This is a genomic window from Pseudarthrobacter linnaei (assembly GCF_055412825.1).
The window spans coordinates 21,672-44,977 of sequence record NZ_JBVAYX010000004.1; the positions used below are offsets into that span (position 1 = coordinate 21,672).

18 protein-coding genes are annotated in these 23,306 nt (G+C 64.1%); 11 read left to right on the forward strand and 7 right to left on the reverse strand.

Features of this window, described 5'->3' with window-relative positions; translation table 11 throughout:
- Positions 1 to 25 precede the first annotated feature (25 nt).
- Positions 26 to 4,447, forward strand: a complete 4,422-nt coding sequence (locus ACZYZ3_RS05275) for a glycosyltransferase (RefSeq protein ID WP_463962790.1) — start codon at positions 26 to 28, stop codon at positions 4,445 to 4,447.
- A gap of 214 nt (positions 4,448 to 4,661) precedes the next feature.
- Positions 4,662 to 6,959 carry a heparinase II/III domain-containing protein gene (locus ACZYZ3_RS05280; protein ID WP_463962791.1) on the forward strand — a complete coding sequence of 766 codons (2,298 nt, stop codon included), beginning with the start codon at positions 4,662 to 4,664 and terminating at the stop codon, positions 6,957 to 6,959.
- Positions 6,960 to 6,977: 18 nt separating this feature from the next.
- Here ACZYZ3_RS05280 and ACZYZ3_RS05285 read toward each other — a convergent pair whose 3' ends face one another.
- From ACZYZ3_RS05285 to ACZYZ3_RS05300, 4 genes are all read right to left on the reverse strand, one after another.
- Positions 6,978 to 9,629 (reverse strand): heparinase II/III domain-containing protein, encoded by a 2,652-nt coding sequence (locus ACZYZ3_RS05285; protein WP_463962792.1) that lies wholly within the window; start codon positions 9,627 to 9,629, stop codon positions 6,978 to 6,980.
- Positions 9,630 to 9,723: 94 nt separating this feature from the next.
- Positions 9,724 to 10,866, reverse strand: a complete 1,143-nt coding sequence (gene wecB / locus ACZYZ3_RS05290; RefSeq protein ID WP_463962793.1) for a non-hydrolyzing UDP-N-acetylglucosamine 2-epimerase — start codon at positions 10,864 to 10,866, stop codon at positions 9,724 to 9,726.
- A gap of 136 nt (positions 10,867 to 11,002) precedes the next feature.
- A complete protein-coding gene (locus tag ACZYZ3_RS05295) occupies positions 11,003 to 11,278 on the reverse strand; it encodes a hypothetical protein (RefSeq protein WP_463962794.1) in 276 nt (91 codons plus the stop codon).
- A gap of 92 nt (positions 11,279 to 11,370) precedes the next feature.
- Positions 11,371 to 11,961, reverse strand: coding sequence for a YdcF family protein (locus ACZYZ3_RS05300; RefSeq protein ID WP_463962795.1), 591 nt, complete (start codon positions 11,959 to 11,961; stop codon positions 11,371 to 11,373).
- 200 nt (positions 11,962 to 12,161) lie between these two features.
- On the opposite strand from ACZYZ3_RS05300, the gene thiL reads away from it, so the two are divergent.
- The 4 genes from thiL to rsmD are packed head-to-tail and all read left to right on the forward strand — an operon-like array spanning position 12,162 to position 17,164.
- Positions 12,162 to 13,187 carry a thiamine-phosphate kinase gene (gene thiL, locus ACZYZ3_RS05305; RefSeq protein WP_463962994.1) on the forward strand — a complete coding sequence of 342 codons (1,026 nt, stop codon included), beginning with the start codon at positions 12,162 to 12,164 and terminating at the stop codon, positions 13,185 to 13,187.
- Between the two features lie 22 nt (positions 13,188 to 13,209).
- Entirely contained in the window at positions 13,210 to 14,271 is a 1,062-nt protein-coding gene (locus ACZYZ3_RS05310) for a DAK2 domain-containing protein (protein WP_463962995.1), read from the forward strand.
- The gene (locus ACZYZ3_RS05315; RefSeq protein WP_463962796.1) at positions 14,261 to 16,516 is read left to right on the forward strand and encodes an ATP-dependent DNA helicase RecG; all 2,256 of its coding nucleotides are present in this window, start codon (positions 14,261 to 14,263) and stop codon (positions 16,514 to 16,516) included. Before ACZYZ3_RS05310 ends, ACZYZ3_RS05315 begins: the two co-directional genes overlap by 11 nt.
- Before the next feature lie 30 nt (positions 16,517 to 16,546).
- On the forward strand, positions 16,547 to 17,164 hold the full coding sequence (rsmD, locus tag ACZYZ3_RS05320) for a 16S rRNA (guanine(966)-N(2))-methyltransferase RsmD (RefSeq protein ID WP_463962797.1): 618 nt from the start codon (positions 16,547 to 16,549) through the stop codon (positions 17,162 to 17,164).
- Here the strand turns inward: rsmD and ACZYZ3_RS05325 are convergent.
- From ACZYZ3_RS05325 to ACZYZ3_RS05335, 3 genes are read right to left on the reverse strand one after another with little or no spacing between them, the layout of a single operon-like run.
- On the reverse strand, positions 17,161 to 17,943 hold the full coding sequence (locus ACZYZ3_RS05325; RefSeq protein ID WP_463962798.1) for a spermidine synthase: 783 nt from the start codon (positions 17,941 to 17,943) through the stop codon (positions 17,161 to 17,163). The genes rsmD and ACZYZ3_RS05325 overlap by 4 nt on opposite strands.
- On the reverse strand, positions 17,943 to 19,151 hold the full coding sequence (locus ACZYZ3_RS05330) for an aminotransferase class I/II-fold pyridoxal phosphate-dependent enzyme (protein ID WP_463962799.1): 1,209 nt from the start codon (positions 19,149 to 19,151) through the stop codon (positions 17,943 to 17,945). Before ACZYZ3_RS05330 ends, ACZYZ3_RS05325 begins: the two co-directional genes overlap by 1 nt.
- Positions 19,148 to 20,005, reverse strand: coding sequence for an SDR family NAD(P)-dependent oxidoreductase (locus tag ACZYZ3_RS05335; protein ID WP_463962800.1), 858 nt, complete (start codon positions 20,003 to 20,005; stop codon positions 19,148 to 19,150). Before ACZYZ3_RS05335 ends, ACZYZ3_RS05330 begins: the two co-directional genes overlap by 4 nt.
- A gap of 48 nt (positions 20,006 to 20,053) precedes the next feature.
- Between ACZYZ3_RS05335 and coaD the strand changes: the two genes are divergently transcribed.
- From coaD to mutM, 5 genes are all read left to right on the forward strand, one after another.
- On the forward strand, positions 20,054 to 20,554 hold the full coding sequence (gene coaD, locus ACZYZ3_RS05340; RefSeq protein ID WP_463962801.1) for a pantetheine-phosphate adenylyltransferase: 501 nt from the start codon (positions 20,054 to 20,056) through the stop codon (positions 20,552 to 20,554).
- A 175-nt stretch (positions 20,555 to 20,729) separates the two neighbouring features.
- Positions 20,730 to 21,254, forward strand: coding sequence for a YceD family protein (locus ACZYZ3_RS05345; protein ID WP_463962802.1), 525 nt, complete (start codon positions 20,730 to 20,732; stop codon positions 21,252 to 21,254).
- 36 nt (positions 21,255 to 21,290) lie between these two features.
- Positions 21,291 to 21,494, forward strand: a complete 204-nt coding sequence (rpmF, locus tag ACZYZ3_RS05350; protein WP_009356569.1) for a 50S ribosomal protein L32 — start codon at positions 21,291 to 21,293, stop codon at positions 21,492 to 21,494.
- Positions 21,495 to 21,515: 21 nt separating this feature from the next.
- Positions 21,516 to 22,277, forward strand: coding sequence for a ribonuclease III (gene rnc / locus ACZYZ3_RS05355; protein WP_463962803.1), 762 nt, complete (start codon positions 21,516 to 21,518; stop codon positions 22,275 to 22,277).
- Positions 22,278 to 22,286: 9 nt separating this feature from the next.
- The gene (mutM, locus tag ACZYZ3_RS05360) at positions 22,287 to 23,270 is read left to right on the forward strand and encodes a bifunctional DNA-formamidopyrimidine glycosylase/DNA-(apurinic or apyrimidinic site) lyase (RefSeq protein ID WP_463962804.1); all 984 of its coding nucleotides are present in this window, start codon (positions 22,287 to 22,289) and stop codon (positions 23,268 to 23,270) included.
- The last annotated feature ends 36 nt before the right edge of the window (positions 23,271 to 23,306 follow it).

Below are 23,306 nucleotides of genomic sequence, written 5' to 3' on the forward strand. Positions count from 1 at the left end.
CCCGACGCGGACACGGAGCAAAGCCTTGAAGCATGCAGATGAAGTTGCCCAGGTGGCGACAGTCAAATTGGCCAAACGCAAAAGGTATCTCCAGGATATCGACGCTGTCATTCAGGATTATGAGCGGCTGCTGGCCCATGAAGCCAAGAGCGGGCAGCGTATGGAGGTTTTGGAGAAGGATCTCCGTGCCATGCGACGGGCCCGGGACAATGCAAAAGCTGAGCTGAAAACTGCGAACGAAGATCGCAACAAGCTGAAATCAACACTCAAGGCCCTCCGATCCTCCAAGAGTCTCCGTGTCGGGCAGGCAGTTCTCGCCCCCGCACGGAGTCTCGCCCGGGTCTTCGGCGACACCGGGAGTCCGGCCCGGAGCATCCCGAAATCGCCAGTGCCCGCTTCCCCCGGAGGACCAGCCCGATCGTCATCGAAGCAGCCCGGCGGTTCCACCATGGACCGGCCGGCCGCCCCCGAACGGGTCAAGGCCGCAATGCTCACGTTAGTCGGGCGCGAAGACCTCCTCGTTGAGTTTGAGACGCAGCCATCCAAGGCCGCCGCCCTCAAGCTAATCTCCCACGATTACTTCGTCAGAGGTGCGATCCTCGAGCCCGCAGAGTTCATTCGGCAGAATTCCGTACTCCTAGGCGACCTGGCCGGATCTGAACTCCAAATTGTGGAAAATATCCTTGGGCAGCGCGATCTATTGACCAGGGAGCAGTTCCTCGCCCCCCGGCAACCCAACGCCGGATACTTGGCGGAGCGCAACCGGATCATGTACTGCGCACACAGCACCGGCTATTTCAACAGCAACGGCTATTCGACGCGGACCGATGGCGTCGTCGCAGGACTCAAGGCCAGCGGTGAAGACGTTCTCGTCGTGGCGCGTCCCGGATACCCCTGGGATTCGAAAGTCGACGTCGAAGTTTCCTCGCACGAACGGTTCGAACGTGACATTAGCGGCGTCACCCATATCTTCAACCCTGGATCAAGCTGGACTGCTGACCGCCTCGACTGCTATCTGGCCGAAGCTGTTGACGTCTATGTTCGCGAGGCTCAGCGTAACCGGGTGTCACTTATCCAGGCTGCCTCGAACTACGTGACAGCTTTGCCGGCGCTCATGGCAGCCCGCCGGCTCGGCATCCCCTTCGCCTATGAAGTTCGCGGACTCTGGGAGATCACTCAGCTGTCGGATAAGCCCCATTGGGGGCAGACAGACCGTTTCAAGCTTGCTGTCGGTCTCGAGACTCTGGTGGCGACAGAGGCCGATCTCGTCCTGGCAATAACGAGCCAGGTCCGGGACGAATTGACACGGCGCGGGGTCGACTCATCCTCAATCAGCCTGATGCCGAACTCGGTGGACACCGATACTTTCGCTCCCATGCCTCCCCTTGAATCCCTGAGCAGAAAACTTGGACTGGCGGATACCACAACCGTGGTCGGCTACGCCGGAAGCCTCGTCGCGTATGAGGGCCTGGAGGACCTCTTGGACGCAACGAAAATAGTCCTCGACGAGGGACTGGACGTCACGGTGGTGATCGTTGGCGACGGCGTTCAGTTGCCCGAGCTGAAACGCCAGGCCGTTGAGCTCGGAATCGCTGAAAGCGTCAAATTCACAGGTCGTGTGCCTGCTGGAGAGATCCCGGACTACGTCAGTCTCTTTGACATCATGCCCTGTCCCCGGCGGCGGCTGCCGGTAACAGAAATGGTTTCGCCGCTCAAGCCTCTCGAGGCAATGGCAAGCGGCAAGGCTTTGATACTCAGCGATCTCGCCCCCTTGCGCGATCTTGCGGGCCCCGGACAGGCCCGAGCCTTGCTTGCCGAAGCTGGAAACCCGCGTTCCCTTGCTGAGACGATCACCGTCCTGGCTCACGACTCCGAGCTGCGCGCCTCGATGGGGAGACGGGCCCGCCTGTGGGCGATTGACGAACGCACCTGGCGGTCGACCGGCAGCAAAGCCGTGGAAGCGCACGGCCGGGCCGGCAAGCTGGCAGCACCTGCTGACGGACAGAGACTCTCGGAAATGACCATCGGTATCATTGCCGACGAATTCACCCTTGAGGGTATGCGTAGCGAATCGACGCTGGTTGAGCTCCGGCCCGAATCGTGGCGCCAGCAGGTCCATGCGCAGCCGCTGGACGCTCTGCTGGTGGAATCCGCCTGGGAAGGGGTGGACGGCTTGTGGAAGCAAAAGATTGGCTACTACGACGATGAAAACTTCTCGACGTTGAAGGCCGTTCTGGAACACTGCAACACCCGCGGTATCCCGACAATCTTCTGGAACAAGGAAGATCCGGTGCACTTCAACAGATTCAGCCGGACGGCTGCTCTTTTTGACCATGTATTCACGACGGACTCTGACTGCATTCGCCGGTACAAAGCGGACGCCGGCCCCCGGCAGCAAACCGTTGCTTCGCTATCCTTTTATGCGCAACCGCGGCTCCACAACATTCTTCCTTCCGACCGCGCTTATGATCACTCCGTCGCCTACGCCGGTTCCTACTACGGCGACCGCTACAAGGCCCGGTCCGAGGAATTGACCAAGATCCTTGACGTTGCCAAGAACCACGGGTTGGCGATCTACGACCGGCAGCATCTAAATCCTGAGAGTCCCTACCGCTTCCCGGCACATTTGGCCCGGTTCGTGCGGGGAGGACTGAGCTATGTGGAAATGGTTGACGCCTACAAAGCCCATCCGGTGCACGTAAATGTCAACTCTGTCGACGATTCGCCCACAATGTTCTCCCGGCGCGTCATGGAGGTCGCCGCATCCGGCTCGGCTGTCCTGAGCGGCAGAGGCGTCGGCGTGCAACAGGTCATGAATGGCCTTGTGCCGGTCGTCGAGCGGTCAGAAGAAGTGGATCTGTTAGTTACGGAATGGATGAATAACGAGCCCGCGCGCATTAGGGACGCATGGCTCGCCTACAGGCACGTCCACAGGGGTCACACTGCGGCTCACCGTCTGGCCTACGTTCTTCGCACTGCGGGGCTAATCGTGGAAGCACCTGAGATGCCGAGTTATGCAGTCTTCGTTCAAAATCTGACTCCAGAAATCGCCTCGGTGCTTACGATGCAGACCGTTCGACCCGTTCGGATATATTCCACTCACGGTGGGACAACCACCGACTTTCCTATTGAGATCGTCGCGGACATGGCCGACGCATCCAAGCGGGCGGAAGCGGACGGGCTCGCGTTCATCGGTGTTCCTGGAACGGGGCATTGCGATCGAACGGTGTTTGAGGACATGCTCACTGCCACCAGCTTCGGAGCATGGAGTTCCATCGCGATATCGAGTGACGACCTGGACATCCCAGGACTCGGCCTCGCCCGTCGTGGCTCGACAATAGAGGGAAGCCCGCTGCTTAGCGCACTCGCCGGCACTCAGGGCGATGGGCAACTCTCGCTCCGGCGGGAACTTGTGTCCGTGAAACAGGCATCCGTGGAGCAGCCCCTCAGCAGGCCAAAGAGCGTACTGATTGCGGGGCATGACCTCAAGTTTGCCGCCGGCATCATTTCAGAATTTGAAGCCTTGGGTCACAGCGTCACTATTGACAAATGGTTGGATCACAACAAGCACGATGAATTGCAGAGCCGGCGTCTGCTCGCGGAGGCGGATGTCATTTTCTGCGAATGGACGCTCGGTAACGCGGTTTGGTATTCGAAGAACAAATCTTCGCACCAGCGTATGGTTACCCGGCTTCATCTCCAGGAAATCTTCCGCCCCTTCGTGAACGAAGTTTCGTACGAGGCTGTGGACGAGGTGATCTTTGTTGGCACTCACATCCAGGAGGTGGCGATTCGCGATCATGGGGTTCCACGAGGCATTAGCCGCGTCGTTCCGAATGCTGTGGACACGAAGGGCCTGCAGCGAAGCAAGGTGAGGGACGCCAGATTCAATCTAGGGTTTGTCGGCATAGTGCCTGCTCGAAAACGTTTGGACAAGGCCTTGGACGTCCTGCGGATTCTCCGGATGCAGGACGACCGCTATCGACTCTTCATCAAGGGCCGGCGGCCAGAAGAATTCGCGTGGATGGCCAATCGTCCCGAAGAAATGTCATTCTACGAAGAGCAGTACCGGCGAATCGAAACTGATCCGTTGCTTGTTGGCGCCGTGTCATTTGATGCCCAAGGCGACGACATGGCCTCGTGGTACCAGAAGATCGGAGTGGTGCTTTCGCTCAGCGACTTTGAATCATTTCACCTTACATTGCCCGACGGTGCCGCCTCTGGCGCGTTACCTGCAAGCCTCGCATGGGCGGGCGCGGATCAGATCTATCCGACGAGCTGGCTGCATGCCGATGCGGGCGAGATGGCCAAGTTCATTGGTTCACTGGATGATGCTTCCTGGGATCAGGCTACTGTTCTGGCACAGGAGTACGTACTATCCCAGTTCGATTCCCGAATGGTGCTCTCATCGCTTGCAGCCGTCATTTTGGGGGAAGGCTCCGACTGATTCGTTCGGTCTGAAAGACAGTGCCAGCAAGCTACTGCCAATCCTTCGCCAAAACTGCGCCACGGCGGCGAATTGGGCTGGTGCTCGGCGAATAGACTGGTCCGGCGCTAGTGTGCTGCTCAGCTGCGCGAGTGAATCCACGGAGTGCCTTTCAGCATTGTATTCCTCTGTGGGCCAGATGCCAGTCAGTTTAATAGAATCATGGAGCCAGCCCGTGAAGTCGCCGTTGCATTCTGTAGATTCCCTTGACCGCAGGGCCAAATCAGCGGGACGGTACAGCCGGTGGCTCTGTTCCACCGCCGCTGGGCTTGCCATTTGTGTCTTTACCGCTGTGACGGTGGCAGGTCCGGCATCGGCTGCAACCCTGAGCGAACAGCGGGCCACCCTGCGCCAGATCTCTTATGCTGCTGGTCAGGATTACGTCAAAGCTCGCCCGTACGTGGCAGGGCTGGCTCGGGCGCATGCACTCATCGTGAAGAATTCAATAGCGGGCGGAACCGCTTCTCTTCAGGAGGCTGGCGGTGCATTGACCGCGGCGACGACCCAATCGGCAATGGACGCCGTCGCAGTGCGGATGGGCGAAGAAGCAACCAAAGCGGCCACAATCCGAAAAGTTGCTGAGCAGCTGACCATTTTGGTGGACCTTCGGACTGCCCAGCAGAAGGTCGCAACCACGGCACTAAGCGACCTCACTGCTGGCCACATGACCCTGTCGACTTACGGAGCGTCCAAAGAGCGCGCGAGTGCATTCACCACGCAATTGGCGGCCGATACAGCCACCCAGTTGGGCATAATCGGTAAACCGGTTCAGGCGCCGAACCTGAAGTCCCAGGCTTGGCTGGCAACGCTCCAAAGCGGGTCCGGTTCAATTCCAGCGGTCCCTGGTTGGGTCGGATTTCCCGGAGGATGCGCATTGCCTTCGGCCAGCAGTGCATTCAAACCCGTGCTGCCCACAGTAGGTCCCGGTGTTGGCACCTCGAGCAAATTGCTGACTGACGCGAAGGCGAGGCAGGCCGCCGATGCCGTCCTTGGGTCGGTGCATGCCCAAATGCTTCGAGCAGCAACCGCTGAAGTAGCAAGCGATTTGCCTTTGGCGGAGCTACGGGAGGCCTATGTTCCGAGGGTGGCACGATTGGGATACGGCTGGTTGTCGGGCTCAGATGCGGCATCCCGCAGTGTACTGGCCGTGGAAGCCAAAGAAATTCTGGCAGCGGGACCCGAGGGCATGGACACGCTGGCGTCGTCGCACCTATTGCTGGCAGCGTCGACGGCGACCGACTGGTCAAGGTCAACCGGTATGGAGGAGACTGTCCTGGTTCGATGGCTCGGACCTCAGACGTGCTTGCAGGCAGACAGTGATAATTTTGTCGACGCAGCGACGAACATAGCCGCGATCCACAACTCGGCGAACTTTGTAGCGGCCGCTGTCTTCCTTAAAAAGACTCCAGCGCGGGCAGCCGCGCTGGCCAAGGAGTCCCTCGTTTCCATCCAGGCGGCTCTTCGCTTGATAACAGCGGACGGAGGTACCCAGGAGGGCCCAGGCTACTGGACGTATCAGAGTCGAGCTATTGCTGTTCTTTACTCAACGTTGCCCAATACTTACGCAACCAACCCGGTGGGGATGCCTTCGCTGTCAAAGGTTTCGGGCTACGCAATGAACAGCACAGGACCTGACAACTTGCCGACGCCTTTCGCTGACGCAAAGCCAGCGGAGCTCAGCCCGCTAATGCCAGCTTGGGATGCGCACACTAGAAACGCCCCCGAAGTCGCGGCTTGGGTTGCCGAAAGATTCAAACAGAAGCCGGATGCATACCTCATGTGGTGGGGGACCAAGGCTGGCGTGTTGCCTCCTAAGAAGTCGTCCCTTTATCCGCAGACCGGCCTAGCGGCCCTTCACCTGCCAGCGAGCACGGCGACACTCAAGGGCGGGCTGAATAGCGCCAACCACGCGCACCTTGATCTAGGAGCGGTCTCCTTCTTTCGCCGGGGGGTCCAGTGGTCGGTAGACCCAGGGGCCCCAGACGGGGCGCCGCCTGGTTATTGGTCGGAACCGACCCGCTGGACCTATTGGAAGCCGGGTACTTCCGCCCACTCGACGCTGATGGTTCAGGGTCAGAACCAGCCCCTCAGCGCAAGCGCCCCGATCACTGCACCAACCACGTCCAGTGCAGTGGTCGATCTCCGTCAAGCCTTCCCTGGCTCGGTTGCAGCAACCCGTTCCACATCCCATGGAACGACATCGATGGTGATCAAAGATGCTATTCGTTCGGACAAGCCCTTGGACCTCGTTTGGCAGTGGGTTACCGACGCATCCGTGAGCTTAGGCTCTGACCGGGCCGTGCTGCGCCGCAGCGGCCAGACTCTGGTTCTCCGGTTTACGGGTGTCCCGGCCGGCTCCTCCCTTTCGGTTGCCCCCGCGCCTGAGAAAGGACCCAGCGGCCAGCCATTGACTATCATCAAACTGTCGATGCCACAGGTTCGGAGCTTGGCCCTGAGCACATCAGCCTACTAGCTGCCTCAGGTCAGCGGATTAGGGTAACGTCACCCAGGAAGTCGTGAACGGAAGGACGGAATCACCTTCCGGGTTTCTCACGAACACTCTAGCCCTGTACCGGCCGGCGGGAAGCGCGCTCCACTGCACGTTGTCCTCCGGTTCGTAAGACGTTCGCTCCACCGGCTCGGATCCACAAAAGAGGCGGGAGGCTAGCTCCCAGCCGGCCGGCATTCTCACCTCCAGTCTAAGGGTTGCCGGATTTTCGCTGGAGCGCCGGAAGCTGTAACGCACAACATCTTCGCCCGTCTCCGAAATCTCTTGCTGAATGCTGTCTGTCAGAAAATCCCGATAGACGGCGCCGATTTCGGCGTGCGGAAGGCCAGGTAGAACCGTCAGGTCCAACACCTTTTGCTTTGATTCGGCATGGGACTTGAGAGGGAGGACATGATTCTTAAAGTGGTGGTCGGCCTCGCCTACCAGAATCGACAGGCGGGTCGTATCGAGCATGCCGTCGATGGCGTTGAAGACCACCGCATCGAGGGCGCTCACTGACTCCTCGCTGTTGTCTCCCATCATGAAGCGCACCATGTTAGGGTGCGGGGCGCTGAGGAATGAGCCGATCTTGACTTGCGGGGCACCAACAATGATGCGCCCGGCTCCGGCTGCGATGCCGTGGAGTATTGCGGCGCTCCCCCCCTTGGAGGATCCTGCCGTGATGAGGTCCTTGCCCGTCAAGCCCAAGCTTGCGAGTTCCTGTGCAATAAGCGCCTGCGTGGCGGCAAAGATCGACTTGTCTCCGTGATCGGACAAATAATACGACCCCTGATCCCCAAAATCGTCGAGGATATACAAGGCATGCACGCCAGCCGCATCTACAGTTTTCTTGTAGTTGAACGTGAAGTCGCCTGGCTGGTGTATCGCCGTAAATACGACAGCAAGTTTCCCGGCGCCTGAATCGGAGCTGGCCGGTATTGAGAGATAGTTCAGGCCGACGCTTCCGCTGCTGCGTCGCCAAGAAGCCGATTTGTCGTTTAGTCCCCGGTCGAGATAACTGAAATCAGTCAGGCGAATCCGGGTGGCAAGCTTTGCGAAACTGCCTTTGAATGAGATTTTGACGACCGGAGCCGGCACAGCTTCGCCGAAGCGCGGAAAGCGCCAGCCGAGCGGCTTGGGCCGCATTTCGCCCTTATGAAGCGAGACACTGGTGGGGACATTCGCCTCAAATTGGAGATCCATGACCTTGCGGCCATCGTGGAACAGCTCAAAGCCCTGTCCGTGAACGACTGCTTCAACGTCCGGGCCGAGATTCCAGAGCAGTTCGTAGCTGTGTTCGTCTTGGCTTTCGATCGTGTCGAACACGTCGATGTAGGGAATGCCGTCTCGCTCCTGGATGTCAACGGTTCTGGAATGAGTTGTATCCGTCAACCGCTGTGTGCGACCGGTAACTTTGTAGCCGTCGGCGCGGACCTCGTGAGCCTCGAGGGTGGTGAGGTGTGCTGACCCGTCGGTCCGCGGTAGGGAGATGCCGTCCACGACGATGCAGTTGTGCGCATAGGACGAATATCCGTACTTGGTCAGCGGGTCCTTGTAGTCGTATCCGTAGGCGCCTGCCTCTGACAGCAGGTCGACTCCGTCGCTGCGCAAAAACAGACTTAGATCATCGGAGTGTTTGTGGTAGTTCGCGTTGTAAGCCGCGCTGAAGAATGCGAAAGTAGCGCTGGGATTCCCCCAGGAGCTTCGATAGATCGCATATCCGGAGTCGGGCAGAACTAGCGTTCTCCGTTGGGGTTTCGAGCCTATTTTTCCTGCAGAAGCAGCATAAGCGAATTCAGCACTTTCGAAGATGTTTTGCCGCGCCGCTCGAGTCTCCACCTGCTGGGTCGTGTCGCTGATTGGCGGATACATGCCGTTCGGCATGAGCGCATGAGCCGCGTACTCCGCAGCGTTCCGGAGCAGCGAGCTGTAATAAACAGAATCCGGGTGCCCCGTTTTAGAGAGGATTTTCAACACGCCGTGGACATGCTTGGACACCATCAGGTGATAGGTCGGTGTGTTTTCGATGTGGACACCGTCGGCAGTAAACGACGTCGAAAAATACGAATACAACCGCGTCGTGGCGATCGCAAAGAAGTCCTCGCGCTCATTGGGCGGGACGAAGTCGCACATAACCGAAAAATAGAGCAGTGAGATGTCCTGGAACATTCCGTGGTTATTGCCGGTCGCATGAAACTTGTCCGTCGCGAGGAGGCGGGCGGTGTTCAACGCCAGCTCGGCAAGCCAACTGTAGTCATCGTCGGGTACGAGGTCTTTCACCCGCATGAGCAGGGCCGTGAGCTGGATTAGCCGTTGGGCCGTGGTCTCGTCGTGGTGGGACACTTCAGGGATCCGTGTGCCGTCACCGTAGTTCGCCGCCCAATTACGGGCCACGCGTAGGGCGAAGGCCGCGTACTCGGGGGCCGAGCCCTGATCACTGAGCGCCGTTCCGTGCCAGTCAGCGAAGAATAAGAAGCCGTGAACAAACCGCGCTTGCGAGCGTTTGGTTGTGTCCGCCCAAATTTCGCCGCCGTTGAAGGCGAGGTTTCCGAATCTTGCGGTGACAATTTCGCCGTCTCGGAAGAACTTTTCCGCACGCAACCGGGCCGATTCATCTGCTGCCTGTGGTAGCTGGCGCGCGACAGCTTCCCTCATGGGGTCAAAATTAGTCGGCACCAAGGGTTCTCCAGTCCTTACCGCGGTCAAGTTGCATGAGTCCCGGCATAAGTCTTCCCGCACTTCGGCTATGTCACAGACCGAATTCTTCGATCCTGCTACCGAGCTTTAGCAGATGCGCCACAGCGGCGACGGTGCGTTCGGAGGCCTTTCCATCGCCATAGGGATTCACCGCGTTGGCCATCGAATCGAAGTGATCCTGGTCGTGCAGGAGCCGGTCAACTTCCTTCACGATACGCTCTTCGTCGGTGCCGATCAGAGTGACCGTTCCGGCATCGACTGCCTCCGGGCGTTCGGTGTTGTCCCGCATCACCAGGACAGGTTTGCCAAGGCTGGGGGCCTCTTCCTGGACTCCGCCGGAGTCCGTCAGGACGATGTGCGCCAGCGAGAGCATGCGGGTGAATTCCCCGTAGGCCAGGGGCTCCGTGACAATAACGTTCGGCTTGCCCTCGAGGGCGGGCAGTACGGCCTCGCGCACCACCGGGTTCTTGTGCGCCGGCAAAACGATCATCATGTCTGGCTCGGCGTCCGCAATTCTGGCCAGGGCCCTGCCCACTCCGCGCATAGCGTCGCCCTGGTTCTCGCGCCGGTGGGTGGTCACCAACAGGATCTTGCGGCCGCTCGCTGCGAGGTCCTCAAGCTGAGGGTCGGTGAAGGGGATCTTCTTGCCAACCGTTGTTAGCAGGGCATCGATCACGGAGTTGCCGGTGACCACGATGTCACTGGCATTAATGCCCTCTGCCAGGAGGTTGGCACGGCTGACACTGGTGGGCGCAAGGTGAAGGCTGGCGATTTGGCTCGTGATCTTGCGGTTGGCCTCTTCTGGGAACGGAGAGAAGAGATCCCCACTGCGGAGTCCGGCTTCGACATGAACAACCGGGATTCCGTGATAAAAAGCCGCGATGGCACCGGCAGTCGAAGTGGTCGTGTCGCCTTGTACAATAACGGCGTCAGGTTTCTTCTCGGCGAAGAGCTTGTCCAGCCCGTCAATGGTCCGGGTCATGATGGCGGAAAGTGACTGCCGCTGCTGCAGGATATTGAGGTCATGGTCCGGCACAATGCCGAAAAGCTCGTTGACCTGGTCCAGCATCTCGCGGTGCTGTCCGGTGACCGTCACAACGCATTCAAAAAGCTCAGACTCGTGTAGCGCGGCAACGATCGGGGCCATCTTGATTGCCTCGGGTCGGGTGCCGAAAATAGGCATGATGATGGGCATGGAGGTTCCCCCGAAAGATTTGTGGACGACGTCGGCACCGATGCTACGCGAACTGGCATCGAATCACTGAATCCGTGCCCGCCACATCACGCGATTTGGCCCACGGTCAGCGGTAACGGGAGACCTTAGAGATTTTTCAACCCGCAAGAATCAGGGCGAATATAAGAGCGGGAATGCTGATCGAGACAATTATCACGGCCAATAGGGCAACGGCGCGTTTGCGTCCAAAAGCGTGGACCCGGTCCGACGCGTTCCAAGCCTGTCGCTTGGCGCCGTGACTGGGGATGGCTTCCAACGGCAACGCGTCCACGCCCGGTACGAGGAGCTCGTCGGCTATCTCCTCATGGAAAAAACGCCTGCGCATATGGCGCGGAGCTGCGACCAGCGGGGGAGTGTCTTTGGAATCGTCCACGGTGCGCTCCTCCTCATCTGATCGGGCTAGTCGGTTGGACTGGGCTTAGCCAAGTTGGAGAAACGTCAACGGCCTCCCCATCAATTCTTGCATCACTGCCCCTTGGGCGTGCATTCCGGCCGCAGGGACGCATCGATGAGCCCCCCGGTCTCAATGACAAACCGCCGCAGCCACTGCCCCGGACTCAGCACGGGGTGGGAGGCAACCATTTGCACGTCCGCCGTCGTGCACTGCTCGATCAGCCGTCCCGCCCGGGTGACGTGGTAGCTGGACGTCACCACGGTGACGGACGTCCATCCGTTGGCGTCGGCCAGGTCCGCAATGATCTCCGCCTCACTCCGGGTGTCCATGCCGCCGGGGCGGAAACACACCAGGCCCGGACGGGGGAACGCGGCCGACTTGCAGAGATCGTCGGCCGCCGCATTGCCCAGGGTGTCCGTGTGGGACAACACGAGCACCGGAATGTGCAGCTCACCCTGGAGCTTTTGCGCCACCGGCATCCGTTCGGACGCGGCCCCGCCCAGCATGATCACGGCGTCCGTGCGGTGCACGCTCAAGGGATCCACATTGACGAACAACTGGACTGCCACCACCAGCCACAGCATCACGGCGCCGGAAACGGCGCCCAGAACCCAGCGGACACGCCGGGGTACGGCGTTCAGCGCAGGCAGAGGCGGAGGCATGCCTACGAGTCTCGCATGGCCTTGAGGGAGCGGGGAAAACGTTGCCAGCGCGGCGTCCCAGGGCAGCTTTGCCGGGAAACCCCGCAACAACGGACCGCCGCCGTTGTCGTCCCCCGCGGTAGCGTAGGGCTGTGCCTGAACACAAGACTGTCCCCCCGGTTAAAGCGACCGCGCCGGAAACGGCCGTGCCTGGCACGACCCTGCCCAAAGCCCCCCTGACCGTCGCGGAGCTCTCCGAATCCCAGCTCCTGGAACGCATCTTCCCGCGCCTGCATTACGGCCAGGAACACAACCCGTCCCTGATCCTGGGCCCGGGCGACGACGCCGCCATCGTGGCGGCCCCGGACGGACGGGCAGTTCTCAGCATCGACACCCAGGTGGCCGGCCAGGACTTCCGGTTCGAATGGAACAACGGCTACCGGACCACGGGCTATGACGTCGGCTGGAAGGCCGCCGCGCAAAACCTCAGTGACATCAACGCCATGGGCGCCCGCGCCACCTCCCTGGTTGTCAGCCTCACGATGCCCCCGGACACCCGGGTCGCCTGGGTCGAGGACTTCGCCGACGGGCTCAGTGCCGGCATCCGGGAACTGGGCGCCCCGGACTGCGCCGTGGCCGGCGGCGACCTCGGCCGAGGCAGGGAACTGGCTGTCAGTGTGGCGATTCTCGGCACCCTCGACGGCGGCTCACCCGTACTGCGCTCCGGCGCCCGCGCGGGGGACATTCTGGCGCTGGCGGGCACCGTGGGGCGCGCCGCGGCGGGCCTGGCACTGCTGGAATCGGCGATCCCCGTCGAGGCACTGACCACGGACCAGCGCGCCCTGATGGACACCCAGTGCCGGCCCCTGCCGCCACTTGCGGGGGGACCGCTGGCCCGGGATTCCGGCGCCACCGCCATGATGGACATTTCCGACGGGCTGGTCCGCGACGGCAACCGGATGGCTTCCGCCAGCCGCACCGTCCTGAACCTGGACGCGTCGGTACTGGAACAACTTGCGGTTCCGCTCCTGCCCGCCGCCGCACTGCTCGGCACCGATCCGATGGCCTGGATCCTGGGCGGCGGGGAGGACCACGGACTGCTGGCCACATTCCCCCCAAGTCTTCAGCTGCCTCCCGGTTTCACTGCGATAGGCTCGGTAGAAGCCCCTGCATCAACGGACAGCACGGGCGTCAAGATAGCGGGCAGGCCCGCTGACACTGTGGGATGGGATCACTTTGCAGACTAAAATTGCCGCCAACGCGCAAGCGATGAAGCGGTGGTTGAGCAAGGCAGAAACGACGCTTGGAAACCACAGCGACCGCCTGAACGCCATCAACATATTCCCCGTCGCCGATGGCGACACCGGCACCAACCTCTACCTCACGGTCCGCGCCGCCGCCCAGGCCCTCCACAGCCTGGACACCGCCGCGATACCGCAGATCGGCGCCGATCCGTCCGTCCAGGCCTTCGGACCGCCGGATCCTGCCCTGAACGACGTCGGCGCCGTCCTCGCCCGGGCCGGCATGGCCGCGATGGAAAAGGCCCGCGGCAACTCCGGCACGCTGTTCGCCGTTTTCCTGTGCGCCGCCGCGGAACCCCTCGCCGGCCATCCCCGGCTCAGCGCCCCGCTGCTGGCTGCTGCGCTGAACCGGGCCCAGCTCCGGGCATGGTCCGCATTGAGCGACCCGGTGCCCGGCACCATGCTCTCCGTGATGGAGGCCGCCGCCCGCGCCGCGGCCGCCGTGGATTCGGCGCATGAAGGCGACGACAGCAGGCACACCCTGGGCCTGGCCCTCGATGCCGCCGTGGAAGCCGCCCTCGCGGCTGTGGTGCGCACCGAGGACCAGCTGGAGGCGCTGCACGCCGCCCATGTGGTGGACGCAGGCGGTGTCGGGATGCTGCTGATCCTCGACTGCCTCCGCTCCGCCGTCCTCGGGGAGGAACTCCAGGACCAGCTGCTGGACGGCCTGCACGGCTACGACGTTCAGGACCCGCATATCCACGCCGGCATGCCGAGGGACGAGGGCGTGGAAGTCATGTGCACCATCACCCTGTCACCGCTGGACGCCGCCATGATGCGCCAGCGGCTCGACGAACTGGGCGACTCCGTCATCATGAGCCAGGTCGGCGGGGCAGCCGACGCCTCCGGCGCCTACCGCTGGCGCGTCCACGTCCACGTACCGCACGCCGGGCCCGCCGTGGCCCTGATCCGGTCCGCCGGCGAACCTTCGGACATCAGCATCAGCGAGCTGGCCGTCCCGGACGCCGAACCCCGCGACGCCGGTGACCGCGAACCCGCAGGACAGGTCCCCGACGGACATGAACGCTGACCTGGCCAACGCCGAACTGGGGCTGGACCTTGACCGCCGGATCGGCAAGCGCTCCGCAGCGGTCATCGAAAAACACCTCGGCATCACCACCGTCGGCGGGCTGCTGAACTACTTCCCCCGCCGCTACATGAACCGCGGCGAACTCACACCCATCAGCGAGGTTCCGCTCGACGAGGACGTCACCCTGATTGCCCGGGTAGTCTCCAGCAGCACCCGGTTCATGAAGACCCGCTCCGGCTCGCTGACCGACGTCGTGATCACCGACGACGCCGAGGCCCCGGGCACCGGGATGGGCGCCGGCACCCTGAAGGTGAGCTTCTTCAACGGTCGCCGGGCCAAGGCCGAGCTGCAGCCGGGCCGCCGCGCCCTGTTCTCCGGAAAGATCACCCGCTACGGCGGCGCCCTCGGGCTGACCAACCCCGACTTCCAGCTGCTGGACAAGGACCCGGACACCCCGGGGATGGACCCGGAGAAGCTCGCCGCCATGCCCATCCCGGTGTACCCGGCCACCGCCAAGCTGACCAGCTGGTCCATCCAGAAGGTCATCGAAACGCTGCTGGACACCGCGGACCTGGACGACCTGCCTGACCCGCTGCCGGCAAAGATCACGGCCCGGGAGATGTTCGTGCCGGTCGCCGACGCCTACCGGCTCATCCACGCCCCGCACGGCCCCGCGGACTGGCAGCGCGCCCGGGACCGGTTCCGCTACCAGGAAGCCCTGGTGCTCCAGTCCGCCCTCGCCCGGCGCCGTGCCCAGCTCGCCGCCGAGGAGGCCACCGCCCGCCGCCCCGCCGCAGAGGGGCTGCTGACCGCCTTTGACCGGCAGCTGCCGTTCACCCTGACCGCCGGCCAGGCAGCCGTGGGCAAGACACTCGCCGCGGAACTCGCCCAGGACTCGCCGATGAACCGCCTGCTCCAGGGCGAGGTCGGCTCCGGCAAGACCATCGTGGCCCTGCGCGCCATGCTGCAGGTGGTGGACGCCGGGGGACAGGCCGCCCTGCTGGCCCCCACCGAGGTCCTCGCCGCGCAGCACTTCGAATCGATCCGCCGCACCCTCGGCCCGCTGTCCCGCGACGGCATGCTGGGCGGATTCGGCCCCGACGCGGTCCAGGTCACGCTGCTCACCGGATCCATGCCCACCGCGGCCCGGAAACAGGCGATGCTCGACGCCGCCTCCGGAACCGCCGGGATCATCATCGGCACCCACGCCCTGCTCAGCGACGACGTCTCCTTCTACGACTTGGGCCTGATCGTGGTCGACGAGCAGCACCGGTTCGGCGTCGAACAGCGCGACGTGCTCCGGTCCAAGGCCAGCAAACCCCCGCACCTGCTGGTCATGACCGCCACCCCCATCCCCAGGACCGTGGCCATGACCGTGTTCGGCGACCTCGAAACGTCCGTCCTCGACGAACTGCCGGCCGGCCGCGCACCGATCACCACCCATGTCGTCGGGCTCGCGGAGCACCCGGCCTGGGCCACCCGCATCTGGAGCCGCGCCCGGGAAGAGATCGACGCCGGCCACCAGGTGTACATCGTCTGTCCCAAGATCGGCTCGGACGATGACGGCGACTTCACTCCCGGCGAGGCCGAACCGTCCGCCGCGGACCTCGACGGCGACAGCGGGGCCCGCGAACTGGCCTCCGTGGCCGGCGTCGTCGAACTCCTGCGGGACGAACCGGCCCTGGCCGGTGTGCCCTTGGCGGCGCTGCACGGCCGGCTGGACCCGGTGCTGAAATCCGAAACCATGGCCTCCTTCACCGCCAACCAGACCAAGCTCCTGGTCTCCACCACCGTGATCGAAGTGGGCGTGGACGTCCACAACGCCACCCTCATGGTGATCCTGGATGCGGACCGCTTCGGCATCTCGCAGCTCCACCAGCTCCGCGGCCGGGTGGGACGCGGCGGGCTGCCGGGCACCTGCCTGCTCGTCACCGCCCTGGAACCCGGCCACCCGAGCCGCCGCCGGCTCGACGCGGTCGCGGCCACCACCGACGGCTTCGCGCTCTCCCAGGAGGACCTCAAACTGCGCCGCGAAGGTGACATCCTGGGCGCCTCCCAGTCCGGCGGCCGGTCCACGCTGAAGCTCTTGCGTGTCCTGGAACACGAGGACGTGATCGCCCGTGCCCGGCAGGACGCGCAGGCGATCGTCGGCGCCGACCCGTCACTGGGCGCCCACCCCGTCCTCGCCGCGGCGATCGACGAATACCTCAACCCGGAAAAGGAGGCGTTCCTTGAACGCGGTTAACACCATCGATGCACCCGGGGCGGCCCGGCCATGAGCCGTATCATTGCCGGGGCCGCAGGCGGAACCACCCTGGTCAGCGTCCCGGGGTCCCTGACCCGGCCCACCACGGACCGGGTCAAGGAAGCGCTCTTCTCCCGGCTGGACGCCTTCGAGGTGATCGCGGACGCCCGGGTGCTGGACCTCTACGCGGGGTCCGGTTCACTCGGCGTGGAAAGCGCCAGCCGCGCTGCGCAGAGTGTGGACCTGGTGGAATCCGACGGCAAGGCCAGCGAGGTCTGCCAGCGCAACGCGGACCTGGTCAACACCGTCGCGCGGCGCAAGGTCGTCACCGTGCACCGCTCCAAGGTCGACTCCTTCCTTGACCGGACCCAGGCCGCTGTCCGCTGGGACCTCGTGTTCCTCGATCCGCCCTACCCGCTCGACGAACCGGCGCTGGCCGGGGTGCTCGCCAAGCTGCTCCCGCACCTGGCCGAGGGCGCCGTCGTCGTCGTGGAGCGCTCATCCCGGAGCCCCGAGCCCTCCTGGCCCGACGGAATGGAACGGTTCGCGGAGCGCAAGTACGGGGAAACGAAGCTCTGGTTCGCCGAGCCCGGCGCGGAAGAATCCCCGGAGGACGCCGCTGAGGCAGAATCGGACGGAGTCAGCTAGTCCGAGAGGACGTCGAGGCCGACGCCGGAGAGCACCTTCGCGGGGTGCGGCCCGCGGGCGGTGAGCGCCGCTGTCCACGCCTCCGGCCAAGGCCCCTGCGTCCCGGTCAGGATGATGTTGCCGGGATAGCGGCCGCTGAACATCCCGGCCTCGGCAAAAGCGGCCACGTCCGCCATCGCACGGCGCAGCGCTGCCACCTGGCTGCGGACGAGCGTGAGTCCGGGTTCGTCGCCCACGTTGACGATCAGCACGCCGCGGGGACTGAGCTTCGCCGCGGCTTCGCGGTAGAACCCGGTGCAGGCGATGTGTTCCGGCGCGTCAGGGCCGGAGAAGATGTCCAGGATCACGACGTCGAAGCGCAGTTCCGGGGGCAGCTCGGCGAGGGCGTCCCGGGCGTCGCCGATCAGCGGGTGCAGCTTCGTGCCTTCGGGCAGGGGGAGTTGCTGCAGCACAAAGTCCAACAGTTCCCGTTCCAGCTCCACCGCATACTGCACCGAGCCCGGGCGGGTGGCCTGGACGTAGCGTGCCAGCGTCAGCGCCCCGGCGCCGAGATGGAGGGCCGTGATCGGTTCGCCCCACGGTGCCGCGAGATCCACCACGTGGCCGATCCGGCGCAGGTACTCGTAGAAGATGTCCGAGGGGTCCGCCACGTTGACGTGCGACTGTTCCGCCCCGCCGATGCTGAGCACAAAGCCGCCCTCGGTGAAGGCGTCGGGCTCGATCGTGGCGTGCTGGCCGGTGGTGCGCAGGAAGCGCGCGGCGGCGGGCGTGTCCGCCATCAGAGCCTGTCGCGGAGCGTCGCCAGCCGTTCGGCGGCTTCCTGCAGCACATCAATCCGTTTGCAGAACGCGAAGCGCAGCAGGCTCCGGGTGCGTTCGGCGCCCTCCGGGTGGCAGAACACCGGCACCGGAATCGCCGCGACGCCCACCAGGGCGGGCAGCCGGCGGGCCAGGTCGACGGCGTCGGAGATGCCCAGCGGCGCGGTGTCCACGTTGACGAAGTACGTGCCCTGCGGCGTAAAGACGTCCAGGCCCGCGGCCCGCAGGCCCTCGCTGAGGATGTCGCGTTTGAGCTGGAGGGTATCGGCGATACCGGCATAGAACTCGTCCGGCAGGCCCAGACCGGCCGCGATGGCGCTCTGGAACGGGGTACCGGAGCTGTAGCTCAGGAACTGCTTGACCGTGCGGGCGGCGGAGACCAGGTGCTCGGGCCCGCTGAGCCAGCCGATCTTCCAGCCGGTGAAGGAAAAGGTCTTCCCCGCGGAGGAAATGGTCAGGGTGCGGTCAGCGGCGCCCGGCAGGGTGGCCACCGGGATGTGCCGGACCCCGAAGGTGAGGTGTTCGTAGACCTCGTCGGTGATGATGATGGCGTCGTGCCGGACGGCGAGTTCGACGACGCGTTCGAGCACCTCGCGGGGGAACACCGCACCGGTCGGGTTGTGCGGGTTGTTGACCAGTACGACCTTGGTGCGGCTGCTGAACGCCGCTTCGAGGGCATCCAGGTCCGGCATGAAGTCAGGGGCCAGCAGCGGGGCGGTGACGTGGCGGGCGCCGGAGAGGCCGATGATGGCGCCGTAGGAGTCGTAGAACGGCTCGAAGGTGAGGACCTCATCGCCCGGCCCGACGAGCGCGAGCAGCGAGGCGGCGATGGCCTCGGTGGCGCCGGTGGTGACGATGATCTCGGTCTGCGGGTCCGGTTCCAGGCCGTAGAAGCGCTCCTGGTGGAGGGAGATCGCCTCGCGCAGCTCAAGGATGCCCTTGCCCGGGGCGTACTGGTTGGCGCCGGCGGCGATGGCCGCCTGCGCGGCGGCCTTGATCTCCACCGGGCCGTCCTCGTCCGGGAAGCCCTGGCCAAGGTTAATGGCACCGGTCTGCAGTGCGAGGGTGGTCATTTCCTCGAAGATCGTGACGCCGAGTGTGCCGTCGGCCGAGAGCAGGTTGGCGCCGGTCGCGGTCCGCTGCCACGGGGACTGCAGCGGGGAGCTCATCGGGTGCCCGCCTTCTCGCCGCGGCCGGTGAACTTGTCCATGGTGGTATAGATCCCGAAGACCTTGCCGCCCACGAAGTCCCAGGCCCGCACCGGCAGCAGCCCGCGCAGGACCTTGCCGAGCAGCGCCGTGGCGGGGGCGATCAGCTGGGGCCGTCCGGCGGCGGTGGCCCGCCAGGCCCGGTCCACGGCGTCCTCCGGCGTCATCAGCGGTGTCAGCAGCGGGCCGCGGGCGCCGTCGAACATCCCGGTGGAGATGTAGCTGGGGCAGAACGTCGTCACGGCGAGGTGGCTGTAGCCCTGCTGTTCGAGTTCGAGCCGCAGCGAGTCGCTCCAGCCGATCACGGCCCATTTCGACGCCGCATAGACGCTCATCCTGGGGTTGGACACGGTGCCCGCTGCCGAGGCGATGTTGAGGATCCGGCGCGGCCGGCCGGCGTCGCCCATCATGCCTGGCAGGAACGCGTGCGTGACGTACATTGGCGCCAGCGCGTTGATCTCCATGGTCAGGGCAATGTCCTGCTCGGGGCGGTGTTCCCAGAAAAGTGCGCCGCGGACAATGCCGGCGTTGTTGACCAGCAGGGTCAGCGGGCCTTCCTCCCGGCACGCCTCAGCGGCGTCGGCAACGGCCGTGCGGTCCGCGAGATCCACCTGGCGGACGACCGCGCGTGCGCCGAGCGCGGCCACTTCGGCGGCGGTCCTCGCCAGGCCGTCGGCGTCGACGTCCCACAGAATCACGACGCCGGCGCCCTCGCGGGCCGCCCGCAGGGCGTAAAGACGGCCCATGCCCATGGCGGCTCCCGTCACGAGAACCACGCCTCCGGACACGGTGAAAGGAATGCTGGTTGCTGACATTCAGCCATGCTATCCCGGCCCGCGGCCGCCATGCGGTAGGTTCGGAGCATGAGACGCGCCGTATGCCCTGGCTCCTTTGACCCCATCCACAACGGCCACCTGGAAGTCATTGCCAGGGCCGCAGGCCTCTTTGACGAGGTCATTGTGGGCGTCTCCACGAACTACACCAAGAAATACCGCTTCACGCTTGAGGAACGCATCGACATGGCCCGGGAAACCCTGGCCTCCCTGCGCGGCATCGTGGTGGAGCCGGTGGGGGAGGGGCTCCTCGCCGAGTACTGCCGCCAGCGGGGCGTGGACGCCATCGTCAAGGGGCTCCGGTCCTCCTCCGACTTTGACTACGAACTGCCGATGGCGACGATGAACCGCCAGCTCACCGGCGTGGAGACGGTCTTCCTGCCCGCCGAGAGCCACTACCTCCACCTGTCCTCCACCCTGATCAAGGAAGTGTTCACCCTGGGCGGCAATGTGTCCGAGTTCGTGCCCCGCTCGGTGCTGAAACGGCTGACCTCCGGCGAGCCGGTCCGGGACCAGCCGCACAAAGGGTAAGCTTGATCGGTACTCGGCGGCCTGCTGCCGGTTGCGCGGCCCGAATCCGAAGCCGCTTGCGGTGTGAACCGCAGGTGTGCCGTCCGGTTTGAGTCCGCCCGGAAGATCAGGCTAAGATAGTACGTCGGTCATATGTTCAACAGGAGTTCTCATTAAACGAGATGCTAGTTCGCCCTTGGCGTTCGACGTCAAGGACCTCGGACGCAGTCCGGGAAGCATGCGGACGCTGACGGAACATGTACCCGCACCGAGTGATCTCGGTGTGGCACTCATTGGCGTGCAGGAAGGCTCGGATGTCGAGCTGGATCTGCGGCTCGAGGCCGTACACGAAGGAATTTTGGTATCAGGAACCGCACACGTCGAAGTAACTGGCGAATGCGGCCGGTGCCTGGATCCCCTTGCGTATGACCAAGAGGTCGAGGTGCAAGAACTTTTCTTCTACGGGGACGCTGTGTTCTCGGATGAAGAAGACGAAGAAGAGCAACGTCGAATCGAGCACGATCTGATCGATCTTGAGCCGGTGTTGCGGGACGCAGTTGTAACCATACTGCCGTTCCAGCCGGTGTGCCGGGAAGACTGCCAGGGCCTTTGCTCCGAATGTGGAGTTCGCCTGGAAGACGAGCCGGGGCATCACCACGAGGTGGTAGATCCTCGCTGGGCTGCCCTAGCTGACTTGGCTAAGCCTGACCGGCAAAACTGATTTGTAAGTGTTGGACTAGAGAGAAATGAGTTAGCCGTGGCTGTCCCGAAGCGGAAAATGTCTCGCTCGAATACCCGCGCCCGCCGCTCCCAGTGGAAGGCAACCGCCCCCCACCTGGTGAAGACTGTCGAGAACGGCCAGGTCACGTACAGCCTGCCGCACCAGGCAAAGGTCGTTACCGACTCGGCTGGCACCGCGCTGTTCCTTGAATACAAGGGCCGCAAGGTCGCAGACGTCTAATCCGCCAACTGGCTGAATAAGATGTCTTCAACTGAAGAGCTTCTGAAGCGTCTCGGTGTCACTATTGACGCCGGGACGCTTCGTCTTGCGCTCACACACCGTTCCTACGCCTACGAAAACGGCGGCATCCCCACCAACGAACGGCTCGAGTTCCTGGGCGACTCCATCCTGGGGTTCTCGGTAACCGACGCGCTGTACCGTGACAACCCCACTTTGCCCGAGGGGGACCTGGCCAAGCGCCGCTCCGCCGTCGTCAGTACCCGGGCCCTCGCGGGCCTCGGCCGCAGCATCGGTCTTGGTGACTACATTTACCTCGGGCAGGGCGAAAAGCTCACCGAGGGCAAAAACAAGGCATCCATCCTTGCGGACACGATGGAGGCGCTGATCGGCGCCACCTATGTGTCCAATGACATCGAGACGGCGCGCCAGCTGGTTATGCGCCTGGTCGGGCCGCTGCTCAAGGACGCGGCCGCGCTCGGCGCCGGCACCGACTGGAAGACAAGCATCCAGGAGCTGGCGGCGAGCCGGCAGCTCGGGACGATCAACTACGCCGTGGAAGGCTCCGGGCCGGACCACGCCCGGATGTTTGAGGCCATTCTGCGGATCGGCGGCAAGGACTACGGCAACGGCTCGGGCAACTCCAAAAAGGAAGCCGAGCAGGAAGCTGCCGCGGACGCCTGGCGCAGGCTTTCGGCGCCGTCGGCTGCCGCACCGGAAGCAGTGGCGCCTGTCGGAGCCACTGAGCCCGGAGCGCAGCAATTGCAGTCCCAGACCGGCACCTAGGCACGCACCGTGCCTGAACTGCCCGAGGTCGAAGTGGTCCGCCGCGGCCTGGTGAGCTGGGTCCGGGGCCGGACCATCACCGCTGTTGAGGTGGTGGATCAGCGCTCCGTCCGCCGGCACGCGCTCGGCCCGGAGGACTTCGCCGGCAACCTCGAGGGTGCCCGCGTTTTGGACGTGGTCCGCCGGGGTAAGTTCCTCTGGCTTCCGCTGGCGGACACTCCCGCCGCCGATCCCGGCGGCGGCCCCAGCGGGCCCGCCGTTCGAACTCCTGTGCCCGGTGTGGCGCTGATGGCGCACCTGGGCATGTCCGGGCAGCTGCTGATGCAGGACTCCTCGGTTGCGGACGAGAAGCATTTGAAGGTGCGGCTGCAGCTCAGCCCCGCTGACGGCATGCCGGAGCAGCTCCGTTTCGTGGACCAGCGCATCTTCGGCGGGCTCTTCCTCACTTCCCTGATCCCCACGGCCGACGGCGGTCCCGGCGGACTCGCGGAAACGCCGCTGCCGCTGATCGCCGCGGAAGCCGCCCACATCGCGCGCGATCCGCTGGACCCGTACTTTTCCTTCGACGAGTTTTACCGGCGGCTGCGGGCCCGCAAAACAGGCCTCAAACGCGCACTGCTGGACCAGGGCCTGGTCTCGGGAATCGGCAACATCTACGCCGACGAGGCACTTTGGAAGGCTAGGCTGCACTTCGCCCGGCCCACCGACACGCTCCGGCGGGCGGAGGCCGGGCGTGTCCTGGACGCCGCGCGCGAGGTCATGACCGAGGCCCTGGCGGCCGGCGGCACCAGCTTCGACTCGCTCTATGTCAACGTCAACGGCGCCTCCGGCTACTTCGACCGCTCACTCAACGCCTACGGCCGCGAGGGCAGGGAATGCACACGCTGCGCCGCCGCCGGCCTGGCCAGCGTGATGCGGCGCGACCAGTTCATGAACCGTTCGTCCTACTCGTGCCCGGTCTGCCAGCCCCGGCCGCGCAACGGGCGCTGGTAGCCGGCGGGAAGCAGTCCGGGGACCACCGCAAATCCG